Origin of the sequence: Streptomyces phaeolivaceus, from assembly GCF_009184865.1 — a bacterium.
In the GTDB taxonomy this organism is placed as follows: domain Bacteria; phylum Actinomycetota; class Actinomycetes; order Streptomycetales; family Streptomycetaceae; genus Streptomyces; species Streptomyces phaeolivaceus.
Genome location: NZ_CP045096.1, coordinates 9,108,870 through 9,124,918, shown reverse-complemented (window position 1 = coordinate 9,124,918; position 16,049 = coordinate 9,108,870). Strand labels below are relative to the sequence as shown.

At 69.9% G+C, this 16,049-nt stretch carries 12 protein-coding genes; 4 read left to right on the top strand and 8 right to left on the bottom strand.

Annotated elements, in window-relative coordinates:
* Positions 1-14: 14 nt before the first annotated feature.
* From F9278_RS41595 to F9278_RS41560, 8 genes are all read right to left on the bottom strand, one after another.
* Positions 15-1,292, bottom strand: coding sequence for a bifunctional glycosyltransferase family 2/GtrA family protein (locus F9278_RS41595; protein ID WP_152172932.1), 1,278 nt, complete (start codon positions 1,290-1,292; stop codon positions 15-17).
* A gap of 371 nt (positions 1,293-1,663) precedes the next feature.
* Entirely contained in the window at positions 1,664-2,545 is an 882-nt protein-coding gene (locus F9278_RS41590) for a shikimate dehydrogenase (protein ID WP_193241867.1), read from the bottom strand.
* Positions 2,546-2,655: 110 nt separating this feature from the next.
* The gene (locus tag F9278_RS41585) at positions 2,656-3,390 is read right to left on the bottom strand and encodes an ABC transporter ATP-binding protein (RefSeq protein WP_152172930.1); all 735 of its coding nucleotides are present in this window, start codon (positions 3,388-3,390) and stop codon (positions 2,656-2,658) included.
* Entirely contained in the window at positions 3,387-5,231 is a 1,845-nt protein-coding gene (locus F9278_RS41580; RefSeq protein WP_152172929.1) for a branched-chain amino acid ABC transporter ATP-binding protein/permease, read from the bottom strand. Before F9278_RS41580 ends, F9278_RS41585 begins: the two co-directional genes overlap by 4 nt.
* Positions 5,228-6,097 (bottom strand): branched-chain amino acid ABC transporter permease, encoded by an 870-nt coding sequence (locus tag F9278_RS41575; protein WP_152172928.1) that lies wholly within the window; start codon positions 6,095-6,097, stop codon positions 5,228-5,230. Before F9278_RS41575 ends, F9278_RS41580 begins: the two co-directional genes overlap by 4 nt.
* Before the next feature lie 12 nt (positions 6,098-6,109).
* The gene (locus tag F9278_RS41570; RefSeq protein WP_152172927.1) at positions 6,110-7,270 is read right to left on the bottom strand and encodes an ABC transporter substrate-binding protein; all 1,161 of its coding nucleotides are present in this window, start codon (positions 7,268-7,270) and stop codon (positions 6,110-6,112) included.
* 121 nt (positions 7,271-7,391) lie between these two features.
* Complete coding sequence (locus F9278_RS41565; RefSeq protein ID WP_226967161.1) at positions 7,392-9,143, bottom strand: thiamine pyrophosphate-binding protein; 1,752 nt, start codon at positions 9,141-9,143, stop codon at positions 7,392-7,394.
* Positions 9,140-10,642, bottom strand: coding sequence for an aldehyde dehydrogenase family protein (locus F9278_RS41560; RefSeq protein WP_193241866.1), 1,503 nt, complete (start codon positions 10,640-10,642; stop codon positions 9,140-9,142). Before F9278_RS41560 ends, F9278_RS41565 begins: the two co-directional genes overlap by 4 nt.
* 213 nt (positions 10,643-10,855) lie before the next feature.
* Here F9278_RS41560 and F9278_RS41555 point away from each other — a divergent pair, with 213 nt between their 5' ends.
* The 4 genes from F9278_RS41555 (at position 10,856) to F9278_RS41540 (ending at position 16,029) form a co-directional block, all read left to right on the top strand.
* On the top strand, positions 10,856-11,626 hold the full coding sequence (locus F9278_RS41555; RefSeq protein WP_152172925.1) for an IclR family transcriptional regulator: 771 nt from the start codon (positions 10,856-10,858) through the stop codon (positions 11,624-11,626).
* 52 nt (positions 11,627-11,678) lie between these two features.
* Positions 11,679-12,896: a CaiB/BaiF CoA transferase family protein gene (locus F9278_RS41550; protein WP_152172924.1), complete on the top strand. Its 1,218-nt coding sequence runs from the start codon at positions 11,679-11,681 to the stop codon at positions 12,894-12,896.
* Complete coding sequence (locus tag F9278_RS41545) at positions 12,893-13,705, top strand: citryl-CoA lyase (protein ID WP_152172923.1); 813 nt, start codon at positions 12,893-12,895, stop codon at positions 13,703-13,705. Before F9278_RS41550 ends, F9278_RS41545 begins: the two co-directional genes overlap by 4 nt.
* A gap of 215 nt (positions 13,706-13,920) precedes the next feature.
* Positions 13,921-16,029: an outer membrane protein assembly factor BamB family protein gene (locus F9278_RS41540; RefSeq protein ID WP_152172922.1), complete on the top strand. Its 2,109-nt coding sequence runs from the start codon at positions 13,921-13,923 to the stop codon at positions 16,027-16,029.
* Positions 16,030-16,049 lie beyond the last annotated feature (20 nt).

Genomic DNA, 16,049 nt, shown 5'->3' with positions numbered 1-16,049 from the left:
GAGTCGTGAGGGGATCAGGGCGTACGGCGGCGGAAGACGGCCAGCCGCAGCACCAGGAAGCGGATGCCGGTCACCAGGACCGAGGAGGCGGCGAGGACGAGGGCCTCGGCCGCGGCCGAGGCGTCCGGTACCGCGTGGCGGAAGAGCAGCACCGCGCCCGAGGTGACCAGGTAGCCGACGACGAACAGCGCTCCGGCGCCCGCGTGCGCCCGCCCGGCACCGATGCCGTCCGCGGAGTGGCGGAAGGTGAGCCTTCGATTGGCCTCGGTGTTGAGGAGGGTGAGCACGAGCAGGGAGACGAAGTTGGCCACGGCAGGCTGCCACCAGCCGCGCAGCAGCCAGTACAGGAGGGCCTGTCCGACCGTCGACGCGATGCCGATGGCAACGAAGCAGCCGACCTGCCAGGCGAGTTGGGAGCGGGCCGCGTCCGAGGCGAGGACCGCGTCGGGATGTTCGGCAGCGGGTTGCGGGCGGCGCGGAAGCGGGACTCGCGCGGCGCCTGACGCCTTGAGGCGCGCCATGCGCCACAGACCCTTGAGATCGTCGGTGGCGGTGCCGACGACGTGAACCCGGGTGTCGACGTCCTCCACCCAGTCGACGGGGACCTCGTGGATACGCAGTCCGTTGTGCTCGGCGAGCAGCAGCAGCTCCGTGTCGAAGAACCAGGCGTCGTCCCGGGTCCGGTCCAGCAGGGGGCGCAGTACCTCGGTACGGGCCGCCTTGAACCCGCACTGGGCGTCGCTGAAGCGAGCACCATGGGTGACTCTGATCAACGCGTTGTAGCAGCGTGAGATCAGTTCACGGCGAGGACCGCGCACCGTGCGCGCGCCGGGTGCCAGCCGGCTGCCGATGGCGAGATCGGAGTGACCGCTGGCCAGCGGGGCGATCAGCGGCAGCAGTCCGTCCAGGCCCGTGGACAGGTCGACGTCCATGTAGACGACGATGTCGGCGTCGCTCGAACCCCAGACGGTACGCAGGGCGAGACCGCGCCCCTTGCGTCCCAGGTGGACCATGCCGACACCGGGCAGTTCCTCGCAGAGGTCCCGGGCCACAGTCAGGGTGCGGTCGACACTGGCGTTGTCCGCCACGGTGATCCGCCAGGGGTAGGGCAGTTCGTCACACAGACGGGCGTGCAGGGTACGGATGCAGCCGGGCAGGGCCCGTTCCTCGTTGTAGACGGGGATGACGATCTCGACGGTCGGCGCGTGTGACGTGTTCGTACCAAAGGTGTCGGCGCCCCTCGGCGACTGAAAGCGCCGAGGGGCGTGCAGACCACTGCTCGTGTGCGTCATGGATTCCTCGGGTGTGGGGGGATGTGGGGCGTCCCGTGCGCACCGGCGCATCGGCCGTGCACGCGGTCGACTCTGACCGGCTTCGCAGGGGATACGCGGGGAGAAGGCAGGGAACTGACGGGGAGTCGGATATGGATCCACCCGCTGCCGGTGAGCAGGGGGGATGTCGCCGATCTTCGTCATGGACCCTGGGAAGCCGAGGTCAGCAGGCAGGGAAACGGCCGAGAGGACGCTGTGAATCCGCGGCACCCGGTGGGCCGCGGTCAGGATCGGGAGCGTGAATCCGCGCCACCCGGTCGACCGGGATCAGGATCAGGATCAGGATCAGGGCGCGGGACCGTCTCGCCGGCCGAGCGTGGATCAGCGGGCTGTCAGGTGTGTGCCAGGGGCCCGGCGGTCAGGTCCGCGAAGTCGCCGAACATACGGGAAGTGTGCGGGGCCAGCCCCGTGACGAGCCGAAAGGCGGCGGCCGTCTCGTGCACCAGCACTCCGCCGCCGTGCAGGACGCGGCAACCCAGTTCGCTGCCCGCGCGCAGCAGCGGGGTACTGATCGCGTGGTGCTGATGGGCGTCGAAGATCCATAGACCTGGGTGCAGGCTCTCGCACAGCGCGGTGTCCCGGAATCCCCGGCTTCCCGGGGTCAGGGTGTGGACGAGACCGTCGGCCTGCTTCAGCCGCGAGGCCAGCGCGTCGACCGGGAACGCCTCGGCCCAGTCGGGGCCGGTTCCCTGGTTGAGCCGCTCGGCCAGTGCTTCGGCGCGGGAGGGGGTCGGATCCGTGACGGAGATGTGCCGCACTCCTCGCTCACGCAGCGCGTGCGCGGCGGCGATGCCGGCAGCGCCCGCTCCGATCTGCACCACACGGTCGAGCGGGACTTCGGGCAGACCTCTGACGAAAGAGGCCACACAACCGGCGACGTCCGTGTTGTGCCCGATCGCTCGACCGTCCGGAGTGAAGACGATGAAATCGACGGATCCCACGCGCGCCGCGGTCTCGGACAGTTCGTTGACGAAGGGCACGACGCGAGTACGGAACGGATGGGCGATGTCGAGGCCGGAGAAGCCGAAGTTCCGGCAGGTGCGCAGGAGTTCACCCGTGCTCCGGCCGCGGAAGGCGGGTGCGTCGGCGTTCACTCGTCGGCAGAGGTAGCGCAGCCCGCCGTGCCGTTGCGCCTCCCGCTCGTGCAGTTCGAGGCCCAGTGAGCGGCCGATGCCCGATCCGATGAACCCGACGAGGTACGAGAACTGGGCCACGGCGACTCCACCCACGTTATGTACGAACCAGTTCGTTATAAGTATCAGGAGATCCGTGCCGCGGGAAGAGCGCCGACGTGCGGGGGCGACGCGGGACGCGTCGCCCCCGCTCATAGCCCCAGATACACCTCTCTGACCCTGGGATCGTGGCTGAGTTCGGCGGAGGTGCCGCTCATGGCGACCTCTCCGTTCTCCATGACGACGCAGTGGTTGGTCGCGCCGAAGGTGAGTTTGGCGTTCTGTTCCACCAGCAGCAGGCTCAGCCCGTCCTCGCGCAGTCGGAGCAGGACGTCGAGGATGCTGCCGACCAGCTTGGGCGACAGGCCCATGGACGGTTCGTCCAGGACGAGCAGACGTGGCCGGGTCATCAGGGCCCGGCCGATGGCCAGCATCTGCTGCTGCCCTCCGGACAGGGCGCCCGCGAGCCGTTCCCGCATCTCCCTCAGGACGGGGAACAGGGCGTAGATCTCGTCCAGTTGGCGGTCGGTCTCCTTGTCCCAGGGCCGTGAGTACGCTCCGAGGAGCAGGTTCTTCTCCACGGACAGACCAGGGAAGACATGCCGTCCTTCCGGGACGTAGCCGATGCCGTGGCGCACCATGTCGCGGGCCTTGACGCCGGTCAGGTCGCGGTCGCCCAGACGGATCCGGCCGCTGCTGCGGGGGACGAGGCCCATGAGCGCCTTGAGGGTGGAGGTCTTCCCGGCCCCGTTGGCGCCGATGATGCCGACGGACTCTCCCGGCTCGACGGTGAACCCGATGGAACTCACGGCGCAGACACCGCCGTAGTGCACACTCAGGTCCTCCACGGTCAGACGCTGGACCTTTTCGGCTCCGCCGACCTTCATGAGGTGGCCTCCTTCGCACGGTCCGGTGGTGCGGCGGACCGGGGTGTTCCGAGGTCGAGTTCGGCGAGTTCGGAGTCGCCGAGGTAGGCCTCGATGACCTCCGGTGCGGACACGACCTCCTGGGGCGTGCCTTCCGCGATGACCCTTCCGCTGGACAGGACGGTGATCTTCTCGCAGAGGGACATGACCAGTCCCATGTTGTGTTCGATGAGGACCACGGTGGTTCCGCTGTCGCGGATGGAGCGGACGATACGGATGAGCTGCTGGACCTCCTCGCCGTTGAGCCCCGCCGCCGGCTCGTCGAGAAGCAGCAGCCGTGGCCGGGCCGCCATGGCGCGGGCGATCTCGATGCGGCGCTGGATGCCGTAGGGGAGGGAGGAGGGGTCGGCTTCCGCGAAGTCGACGAGGCCGTACCGTTCGAGGATCTCGTCGGCCTGGGCGCGCAGCCCGCGTTCGCGTGCGAGGACTCCGGGCTGCCAGACGGCGTACTGCCAGATGGTGTGCGCGCGGGTGCGGTCGAGTGCCACGAGGATGTTCTCGCGGACGGTGAGCTGGCCGAACAGGCGCAGGTTCTGGAAGGTGCGCGCGAGGCCCGCCAGGGACAGTGTGTAGGGGCGGGCCGTGGTGGTGTCGGAGCCGGCGAAGCTCACGGAACCCGCCGTCGCGCGGTAGAAGCCGCTGATGACGTTGAAGAGGGTGGTCTTGCCGGATCCGTTCGGGCCGACGACCCCACGGATCTCGCCGTGGTGCACGGTGAGCGTCACCTCGTCCAGCGCCCGAAGCCCCCGGAACTGCTTGCTGACGGCTTCCACGGACAGCAGGACGCCGGTGTCGGCGGAGTCGGCGGAGTCCTCCGCGACGGCGTAGGGAATGAAGGGGCGCAGCTCCGCGCGGGTGGTCCGCTGGGCACGGCGGCGCAGGTACAGCGCGCGCAGCCGGGTGGGGACGCCTGCCAGGCCGGTCGGCGCGAAGACGACCATCAGGACGACGACCACGCCGTATCCGAGCTGGGCGTAGGTGGAGAAGTCCGAGAGCCATTCCCGTACGAGGGTCAGGCCGACGGCACCGACGACACAGCCCACCAGTGAGCGCCGGCCGCCGATGACGACCATGGCCAGCAGGATGAACATGTTTCCGATGGAGAAGGTCTCGGGGGCCACGTAGCGGATGAGGCCGGCGTAGAGGACGCCGGCCAGGCCGCCGTAGAGGCTGGCGAGCAGGAACGCCGTCATGCGCAGGAACGGGATCTCGGCGCCCATGGCCCCGGCGGCCAGCGCGTCGTCCCGCATGGCGCGCAGTCGGCGGCCGAGCGAGGTGTGGACGACGAACAGGCCGAAGAGCAGGGCGAGGCCGAAGACGACGGCTTCCAGGTAGTAGTAGAGGTATTCGCTGGAGAGGTCCACTCCGGGCAGCGGGGGGAGAGGGATTCCCGAGATGCCGTCGGCGCCGCCGCTGATCTCGGCGTTGGTGATCCAGTTGATGAAGCCCAGGGCGAGGCCGAGGGTGACGATGCCCAGGTAGTGGGACTGCATCCGCAGGGCGGGGATGCCCACGAAGAGGCCGACGACGACGGTGGCCAGGACGGCGAGCAGTGCCGAGACCCAGAATCCGTGGCCGTAGTGGGTGGTGAGGATGGCCACGGTGTAGGCGCCCACACCGAAGAACGCGACCTGGGCGAGGTTGATCTGGCCGGAGACCCCCATGGCCAGGCCCATGCCGATCGCGAGCAGGGCGTAGATGAGGGCGATGTTGACGACATGGATGGTGTAGCCGCCCAGGCCGTACGGGAGTGCCCAGGCGGCGAGGACGACGACGCCGGTGGTGATCAGGCGGGACCTCATGCGCGGCTGACCGTCCTTTCGCCGAAGATGCCCATGGGCCGGACCATGATCGCCACCGTGAAGACGAGGAAGGTGACCAGTACCGAGTAGCCCTGGAAGTGGCCGGCGGCGTAGGAGTCGAGGACGCCGATGGCGATCCCGCCGACCACGGCTCCGGGGATGGAGCCGAAGCCACCGAGCATCGCCGCGGCGAAGCCCTTGATGCCGAGGGCGCCGCCGAGGGAGGCGTCGACGTAGAGCATGGGGCCGACCAGGCCGCCGGCGAGGGCGGCCAGACCCGCTCCGATGGCGAAGGCGAGGGCGTTGCTGCGGCCGACGTCGATGCCGACGGCGGTGGCCGCCTCGTGGTCCATGGCCACGGCCTGCATGGCCGCGCCGCGTTTGGTGCGGGAGAGGAAGTAGGCGAGGGAGACCACGGCGAGCGCGGCGACGGCCATGACCAGCAGGTCGTAGGTGCGTACCCGGATGCCGAAGACGTCCAGCGGCGCGGAGTCCAGTGGTGAGGGCACCGCGCGGCCGGTGGTGCCCCAGATGATGATGGCCAGGGCCTGGAGGACGATGCCGAAGCCGATCGTGCCGATCAGCATCAGGTCGAAGTCCTTGTTCTCCAGCGGGCGCAGGACCCGCTCGATGACCAGGCCGATGACCCCGGTGATGACGATGGCCACCACCATCGAGACGGCGAAGGGGAGTTGGGAGGTGAGGTAGAAGGTGGAGGCGGCGTAGGCGCCGATCATGGCGATGTCGGCGTGGGCGAAGTTGACCAGTCCCATGGTGCGGTAGACGAGGGAGAAGCCCATCGCCACCAGGGCGTAGACGGCACCGAGGCTCAGGCCGCCGACAAGGGTCTGAAGGGTGTCCTGCACGTCGTTCTCATCTCACTTCTGCTCGACGAGCTTGCCGTCCTGGATGACGCCGATGGTCGTCCTGGTGATGCCGACGCCGTCGGGTCCGTAGCGGAACTGGCCGAGCAGTCCGTCGTGGTGGGTCGCTCGGATGGCGTCGGCGAGCTTCTTGCCGGTGGCGACATCGCTGTTCTTCAGGGCGGTGAGCAGGATGGTGGCGCCGTCGTAGGCCTTCGCGCCGTGCAGCTCCGCCTCCTCGTCGTAGGCCGCCTCGTACGCGGCGGCGAACTTCTGCGCCGCGGGGCTGATGTCGTTGCTCAGATAGGGGGAGCTGACGATGGTCCCCTCGGCGGCTTCCTTGCCCGCGGTGTCGATGAACACGGGGGTGCCCTGGGGGGCCGCGCCGGCGAACGGGACGGTGATGCCGAGCTCCCGGGCCTGCTTGACGATGAGGCCGGCCTCGACCTCCTCGGAGCCGATGAAGACGACCTCGGGCTTCTTGGAGCGGATCGCGGTGAGGGCGGCGCTGAACTCCTTCTGGTCGGTGGTGACCACCTGGTCGGTGACCGGGGTGACACCGAGGTCCTTGGCCGCCTTGGCGAAGGCGTCGTGCTCGCCCTTGCCGAAGGAGCCGTTGTTGGTGATCATCGCGATCTTCTTGTAACCCTTGTCCTGGATCAGGTACTTGGCCAGGGTGGTGTCGTAGGTGGTGCTGGTGGGGCCGTTCAGGAACAGGAACGGGCTCTTCAGGGCGACGAGGCCGTCCGACTGGCCGGAGGTGATGTTCGGTATCTCGGCCTGCTGCAGCACCGGCGCCATGGCGATGGTGACCGCGCTCTCGGCGGTGCCGATCATCGCGATGTAGTTCTCACTGTCGATCTTGCGTGCCAGGTTGGTGCCCGCGGTCGGGTCGCCCTGGTCGTCGAACGACTTCAGCTCGATCTTGCGGCCGTTGATGCCGCCCTTGTCGTTCCATTCGTCGATGGCGAGCTTGGCGCCCTTGTACTCCCAGTCCCCCAGCGAGGAGAGCTGTCCACTGCGGGCGTTGACGACTGCGATCTTGATGGGGCCCGAGCCGGACCCGGTGTCACTGTCGGACTCGCCCGGGGCGCTGCATGCTGTCAGGGCCGCGGTCAGGGCGATCGCCGCGGCGAGTGCGGTACGCGGAGCGGAGGGGCGGGATGAGCGGGGCATAGGAGTCACCTCGTGCAAGACGTGGGATGGACAGTGGCTGTGTGGGGGGAGGCGACGCGTCCCCGCCTGCCCGCCGTGGTCCGGTCGGCGAAGTCGGTGCGGGCCTGCGCGGTGGCTCCGGTCAGACGGCGTCGGCCGGAAAGCGGCCGGCGTAGATGTCCTTGATGTTCCAGTGGCCGGGGGTGGGGACCGGTTCGTTGACCATGGGTACGTCCAGCACTGCGGGGCGGCGGCGGGCGACGGCGGCCTCCAGTGCCTTGCGCAGCTCGCCGGGCGCGGTGACGGTGTAGCCGTCGGCGCCGCAGGACTCGCCGTACCGCGCGAAGTCGGGGCTGTAGGGCCGGCCCTCGGCGTCGGTGAACTCGCATCCGTAGGACCGTCCGAAGGACGAGGCCTGTAGATCGGCGATGGTGCCGTGGGCGCGGTTGTTCATCACCACGAAGATGACGGGCGCGCCCTGTTCGACGGCCATCGGCACCGCGGGCAGCTGGGCGCTCATGCCGCCGTCACCGATGAGGGCGACCACGACCTGCTCGGGCCGGGCGATCTGCACGCCCACCGCGGCGGCGGGGCCGAAGCCCATGGTGGAGGCGCCGCCCGGGGTGATGAAGCGTCCCTGGTCGGGCAGTTCGTAGCACTGGGCGACGCCGTTCTTGTTCCAGCCGACGTCGGTGACGAGGACGGCGTCGTCGGGCAGGGCGTCGCGCAGGTCCGCCAGGATGCGCTGGGGGCGCAGCGGGAAGTCGTCGCCGCGTCCGGCCTCCCGGGCCGCGTCGAAGACGGCGCCGCGCGCGGCGGTGATCGTGTCCCGCAGGCCCGGACGGGTGAGGGCGGTGGTCTGCCGGGCCCTGACCGCCGCGACGATCTCGCCCAGGGCGAGCTCCACGTCGGCGACGGCACCGATGTGCACCGGGTAGTTGCGGCCGATCTCGGCGGGGTCGATGTCGATCTGGATGAGTCGGCTCGGCGGGAAGTTCCAGGTGTGGACGGCGTCCCAGGAGCTGGCGTCCGTCTCGGCGAAGCGGGTGGCGAGCGCGAGCACGACGTCGGCGCCCCTGGTGTGTTCGTGGGTGGTCTCCAGCCCCCAGAAGCCGGGCATGCCCAGGAGCAGGGGGTGCCGGTCGGAGATGACGCCCTTGCCCATGAGGGAGTGGGCGAGGGGGATGTCGAGGTGCTCGGCCAGGGTGAGCAGTTCGGCGCGGGCGGCGGGACCGCGTAAGCCGCCGCCGAAGTAGATCAGCGGGCGCTCCGCCCCGAGCAGCGCGTCGGCGATCCGGCCGGCGGTCTGCTCGTCCAGTCCGGGCCTGCCGAGGTGGCCGGGGAGCGGGTGGCCGTCGGCGTAGGGCGAGACCTGCCGGTTGAAGAGGTCCATGGGGATGTTGACCAGGACGGCGCCGGGGCGTCCGCTGGCGGCCGTGAAGAAGGCCCGCTCGGTGACGCGCGGCAGGTCCCGCACGCGCTGCACCGCCCAGGTGCGCTTGCAGAACGGCCGGTAGATGGAGCTCTGGTCGGCGTCGGCGTGGAGGTTGACCTCCTGGTGGGGATGGCGGCCGTGGTAGTAGGAGGGGATGTCGCCGGTGATGACGACCAGCGGGACGGAGTCCAGGGCGGCGGTGGCGACGCCGGTGACGGCGTTCATCATGCCGGGGCCGACGTGGGTGAGCAGGACGCCGGGGCGGCCGGTGGCGCGTGCGTAGCCGTCGGCGGCGTGCGCGGCGGCCTGTTCGTGACGGGCGATGACGAATTCGATCGCACTCGGTCCGAGGGCGTCGAGGAGGGCGATGTTGGTGTGTCCACAGGTACCGAAGACGTATTCGACGCCGTACGACTCGAGCTGGGCGACGAGGGCCTCGGCGGCGGTCACGGTGGTCACGGGTTCTCCTTGGGCAGCTCGCGGCTGTCGCCCCAGACGGACAGGCCGCGCAGCATGAGGGTCTTGACGACGGTGTAGTCGTCGATCAGCCAGCGGGGGGCCTCGCGGCCGAAGCCGGAGTCCTTCACACCGCCGAAGGGCACGTGGTCGAGGCGGAAGTTGGAGGAGCCGTTGACGATCAGTCCGCCGACCTCCAGTCGCCGCCAGGCGGTGAGGATACGGGTGATGTCGTGGGTGAAGAGGCCGGCCTGGAGTCCGTACCGGCTGGTGTTGCACTGCTCGATCACGGTGTCGAAATCGTCGTAGGGCAGTACGGAGACCAGCGCGCCGAACACCTCGTGCACGACCACCGAGGCGTGCGGGGGCGGGTCGGCGACGATCGTCGGTGCGGCGGTGGCGCCGTCGCGGGTGCCGCCCCGGATCACGCGCGCGCCCAGTCGCCGGGCCTCCTCCGACCAGGCCACCACGCGTTCGGCCGCGTTCTCGTCGACCATGGAGCCGATGTCGGTGGTCTCCAGCAGGGGATCACCGATGACGAGGTCGTCGACCGCCGCCGTGAAGGCGTCGAGGAACTCCTCGTAGCGGCCGCGGTGAACGTACACCCGCTGTACGGAGATACAGCTCTGGCCGGAGTTGCTGTAGCCGGTGCGCGCGCAGACCTTCGCCGCGGCGGCGGTGTCGGCGTCCTCGCAGACGACGGTCGCGGCGTTCCCGCCGAGTTCGAGGGCCAGCCGTTTGGCGCCGGCGGCACGGGCCACCGCCGCCCCGGTCTCGGCGCTGCCGGTGAAGCTGATGACGCTCACCGCGTCGGCGCCGCACAGGGCGGCGCCGACCTCTCCCCCGCCGTGCAGCAACTGGACCGCCTGGTGGGGCATGCCGCTGTCGAGGAGCAGGGCGACGACGGCGGCGGAGGTGGCCGGGGCCTGGGGCGGAGCCTTGACCAGGGTGGTGTTGCCCGCGGCGAAGGAGGCGCCCAGCTTGTGCGCGAGCAGGTTGGCGGGCGCGTTGAACGGGGTGATCGCCAGGGCCACGCCGGCCGGTGCCCGGTAGGTGAGGGCAGTGTTGCCGATGCCGGTGTTCCAGCCGGCCACGGGCAGGTTCTCGCCGTCGACGCGGCGGGCCTCGGCCGCGCAGACGGCGAACGTGGAGGCCACCCGGTCGATCTCGGTGCGACTGTCCTTCAGCGGTTTGCCCAGTTCCAGGGCGAGGAGGCGGGCGAGCCGGTCGCGCTGGGCGGTGGCGCCGCGTGCGGCGGCCTCCAGGATGTCGGCCCGCGCGGCGGGGGCGAGATCGGCCATCTGCCGGGCGTAGCGGCCGGCCAGGGTCACGGCGGTGTCGATGTCACCGGCCGTCGCGGTGGGTACGCGACTGACCGTGCGCCGCAGGTAGGGACCGGTGCGTTCCAGGGGTGGACCCTCACCACCCCACGATCCGGACAGATAGGGAAGGGCCTCGACCACCTCGTTCTGGTCGGCGGCCTTGAGCAGGTCTTGCAGCATCACGTCTCCCCAAAAAACCATCTGATGGTTTTCGTGGACTGCTCTATGGACTGGCGTGTAACGTACGGGCACCAGGAGACCGTGGCAATAGGTCGGCGCCAGGAAGTTGGGACCCGGGATTTCCGAAGACGGCTCCCCTGATGGAAGCTGTCGCTCCAGACGTCGCGCCCGTTCACCGGGCAGCGGCGGTCCCCCACTCGCGAAGGAGAGAACGTGGACGCGGAGCAAGGACCGGGCGGCGGTGTACGCAGCGTGCGCCGCGCTCTGGACATTCTGTCGCTGCTGACCGAGGATCAGCCCACCGTCCCTCTGAAGAACATGGTCGACGCCACCGGTCTGCCCAAGACCACCGTGGTACGCCTGGTGCAGACCCTGGAGCAGTACGGACTGCTCTGGGCCACACCGGGCGGTTACGCGGCCGGCCCCGGCCTGTGGCGCTGGGCCCATCTGGCACACACCAGCTGGGAACTGCCGCCCGACACACAGAAGTTGCTGCGCGAGCTGGTCGAGCGACGGGGCGAGACGGCGAATCTCATGATCCGCCGCGACATCCATCGTGTCTGCGTCGCCCAGCAGGAGAGCCCGCAGCCCCTGCGGCATGTGGTGCGCGTGGGCGACGAACTGCCCCTGTGGGCCGGCGCCTCCTCCAAGGTGCTGCTCATCGGTGCCACCGACGGCCTTCTGCAACGGATCGCCGCCGACTCGCCCCACGGAGTGCCGCACGTCGAGCAGTTGCGGCTGTGGGCGCAGGAGTCGGCGACCCACGGTTACGCGGTCAGCCACGGTGAGCGCGATGTCGGCCTCACGGCCGTCGCCGTACCGATCCGCAGCCAGTCGGGGGTGGTCGTCGCCTCACTCTCGCTCAGCGGCCCCAGCGCGCGTATCCCGGCGGGAGCCACCGAGGACTTCGCGGGCGATCTGCTGGAGACGGCCGCCCGCATCGCCTCGCAGGGCTTCCAGCATCCCCTGGGGCCGCGAACCTAGCCAGTACGCCGACAGCGGAGCCGCGCGCGGTACCGCTGGAAGGAGACGCTGTATGCACGTTCGCCCACTTGACGGAGTACGCGTTCTGGACCTGACGAACGTACTCGCCGGGCCCTACTGCAGCTATCAGCTGATGCTCATGGGTGCCGAGGTCGTCAAGATCGAACGCCCCGGGCAGGGAGATCTCGCCCGCAGCCTCGGCCCCGATCCCTCGCTCAACCGTGACGGAGTCGGGGCCTCGTTCCTCGCTCAGAACGCGGGCAAGAAGTCGCTCGAACTCGATCTGAAGGACACGGCGGACCGGGCCCTCTTCGAGGAACTCCTCACCGGTACGGACGTGCTGCTGGAGAACTTCCGGGCGGGCGTGCTGGAGAGGATGGGCTACGGCGCCGAACGCCTCGCCCAGCTCAACGAACGCCTCGTCTACTGCTCCATCTCCGGCTTCGGGCACACCGGCCCGCTGAGTGACGCTCCCGCCTACGACCAGATCGTCCAGGGCCTGACCGGAATGATGAGCGTCACCGGGACCGAGGACACCGCCCCGCAGCGCATCGGCTTCCCGGTCTGCGACACCACGGGAGGGCTGATGGCGGCGTTCGCGATCAGTGCCGCGCTGCTGCGCCGCGAGCGCACCGGTGCCGGCAGCAGACTCGATGTCTCCATGCTGGAGGCGTCGCTGTCCGCGATGGGCTGGGCCGTCTCCAACTACCTCGTCAGCGGCGTCCCGCCACAGCCGCTGGGCGACCAGAATCCGACCGCCGCTCCCTCCGGCACCTTCCACGCCCTGGACGGCCCGCTCAACATCGCCGCCAACCAGCAACAGCAGTTCGAGACCCTGTGCCGTCTCGCGGGCGTCCCCGAGCTGATCACCGACGTCCGCTTCAGCGAGCGCGAAGGGCGCAAGAGCCACCGGGCCGAGCTCAACACCGCGCTGAACCGGGCCCTGGCCGCACGCCCGGCCGCCGACTGGGAACGCGAGCTGAACGCCGCCGGTGTGCCCGCGGCTCGTGTCCTGACCGTGCCCGAGGCCCTGGAGCAGCCCCAACTGGCGTACCGCGGCTTCGTCACCGAGCTGAGTCACCCGGGACGCGCGGGGCAGCCGCTCCGGGTGGTGGGAAGCGGTGTGCTCGTCGACGGGGAGTCGTTCGGTCCGCCCGCTCCGCCACCCTTGCTGGGCCAGCACAACACCGAGGGACGGAAGCTGGCACGACGCTGGTCCACCCCGGTGGCCGGGGCCACCGCGTCCGCCGGAGAGGCCGCCGCCTCATGACGAGTTCCCCGGACGAGGCCGCCCTGTGGTGGGCCACGGCGGTCAGCCATATCGAGCCCGGCAGCATCGAACTGCGCGACCGACCGGTCCAGGATCTCATCGGCAGGGCGAGCCTGGTGGACGTCATCTGGCTGATGCTGCGGGGCACGACGCCCTCACCGCCGGAATCCGCCCTGCTCGAAGCGGCGTTGGTCGCGGGCGTGGACCACGGCCCCCAGGCCCCCTCCATCGCCGCCGCCCGGATGGCGGCGACCTGCGGGATCGGGCTCAACAACGCCGTCGCGACCGGAGTCAACATGCTGGGGGACGCTCACGGCGGAGCGGGTCAGCAGTGTGTGGAGATGCTCACCGACATCCGTACCCTGCACACCTCCGGCCTCGGCTGGGACGACGCCGCCCATGAGGTCATGGCCGCATGGCAGAGCCGTTCCCGCTATCTCCCCGGGTTCGGGCACCGCTTCCACCCCGTCGACCCCCGCAGCGGCCCCCTGCTCGGCCTGGTGCGGCAGGCGGTCGCCGACGGCGTCGTCGGCGGAGACTTCCTGGACGGCGCCCTCGCCGTCGAGGAGGCCCTGCGCCGCCGCAGGGCCGGAGCCCGGCCGGTCCCGATGAACATCGACGGCGCGACGGCCGTCATCTACGCCGAGCTGGGCTTCGCCGCGCCGCTCGCCCGGGGCCTGTTCGTGCTCAGCCGTTCCGTGGGGATCCTCGCCCACGCCTGGGAGGAGAGCGGACAGGGCCGCCGCAACAAGGGCCCCCTTCCGCGCAACGTGCTGCCGGCCCGGCTGCCGCAGCCGAAAGACCCGTGACAATCCACGTCGCCCCCCTTGTCACACCCGTGGCACATCCCTAACGTAGCTTTCCGCCCATCGGCAACCACGGTACGGATCGCTCGAACCGTACAGCGGACCATGATCCGCTTCGCTCCTCGCTCCTCGCTCCTCCCTCCCCAGCTGAGACACATCGGCACCGTCACCGACGTGTCCGTCAGCGCCCGCCAGGCACCCGCCATGAAAGAGGGACCATGGACAGACGTAGTTTCCTCACCTCGACAGCCGCCGGGACGGCGACCACCGTCGCCCTCCTCAACAACGGCACCGCCGAGGCGGCCGCACCGGACAAGTTAGGCCGCCCGGTGCCCACCCAGTCCCACGCCGCCACCGGCAGGAACTTTCCCAAGGCCGGCGGCAACCTCGGCAACCAGAACCACTCCTCGCTGAAGAAGATCAACGCCGGGAACGTCGGCAAGCTGGGCGGCGCCTGGCATGTGAACCTGGAGGGCGGCTCCACCTCGAACCACCAGCAGTGCGCCGTCATCGCCCAGGACGGTGTCCTCTACCTCGCCACCACCCAGCAGAACGTCTTCGCCGTCGACGGTCGCACGGGCGACGTGAAGTGGAAGACGAAGGTCGGTACCAGAACCACCAACATGAGAGGTCTCGCCCTCGGCAAGGGCCTGGCCTTCACCATCTCCGGCGACAACAAGGTGCACGCCCTCGACCAGAAGACCGGTGCGGTCGTCTGGTCCCGCGAACTCATGACCGAGGACGGCAGCGGCAGGGGCAGTCTGGCCGGAGCCGCCGTGTACTGGGACGGGCTGGTGTACATCGGCACCCAGGGCAGCACCGGCGGCGCGCGGGGCCGCGCGTACGCGCTGGACGCCTCCACCGGCGAGGTCGCCTGGGTCTTCTGGGGCGCCCCCGGTCCCGGCGAGTACGGTCACGACACCTGGGAGGGCGACACCTGGAAGACCGGCGGCGCGGTGTGCTGGATCCATCCCGCGGTCGACCCCGAACTGGGCATCGTCTACTGGACGTTCGGCAACCCCTATCCCCGCACCGACGGTTCCACCCGGGGCGGCGACAACCTCTTCGCCAACAGTCTGGTCGCCATCGACGCCAAGACCGGCGAGCGCCGCTGGCACTTCCAGTCCGTCCACCACGACATCTGGGACTACGACGGGGTCATGTCCCCGGTGCTCGCCGACATCCTGATCAAGGGAAAGAAGCACCGGGTCGTCGTCTACGGCAGCAAGACCGGCATGTACTACATCCTCGACCGCGCGACGGGCGAACCCGTGCACGGCATGGAGGAACGGCCGGTGCCCCAGCACAAGGCGCAGAAGACCTCACCCACCCAGCCCTTCCCGGGCGGCGAGCCCTTCGTCGACACCGCACCGCGCTTCGACAAGGCCACCCGGCCGGTGCCCTTCTACCCCACCGGCGGCCTGTTCGAGGTCCACTGGGACCGGGCCACGATCCTGTTCCCCGGCGCGGGCGGCGCCGCCGACTGGTCCTTCCCCTCCTTCAGCCACCGCACCGGCCTGGTCTATGTCGGCTACGGCCTGATCAACTCCGCCTACTCCAACACACACGGCGGCCGGGTCAACACCGCGCGCCCGCTCGGCGAGTACTTCGCCGGCGGCCTCGTCGCGGTCGACCCACGCACCAACACGGTCGCCTGGCGGCAGGAGGGCGACTGGTCCCTGGCACACGGCAACAGCATCCTCAGTACGGCCGGCGGTGTCCTCTTCCAGGGCCGGCCCGACGGTGTGCTCACCGCCCTCGACGACCGTGACGGCAGCGAACTGTGGACCTGGCAGTGCGGAGCGGGCGTCCACACCAGTCCGCTGACGTACGAGATCGACGGTGAGCAGTACGTCGCCGTACTCGCCGGAGGCAACGGCCTGCCCTACCCGGACATCCCCAAGGGCGACCATCTGTGGGCGTTCAAGATAGGGGGGAGCGTGGAGCCCGCGGCGGCACCCACACCGCCGTCCAGGCGCAACCAGATCCGGACCGCCGCCGTCACCGGCGAGACCGCCCAGAACACGATCACCCTGGGCCGCGTCTGGGACAGCGCCAAGAACGCCCCCGGCACCACCGAGAACCTCGTGGTCCAGAACGCCATGTCGCCGCAGCACCTGAGCATCGCCAAGGGCACCGCCGTCACCTTCGTCAACCCGGCCGACAACAGGTCCGCGCACGGCGCGGTCGCCTTCTTCGACGCCGAGTTCGACACCGGCCTGCTCATGCCGGGCCAGTCCTACACGTACACGTTCGACACCCCCGGCGAGTACTTCTACAACGACCCGGCCGCGCCGCAGAGCACCGGCAAGGTCGTCGTGAAGTAGCGCACCGCTGCCCGGCACCA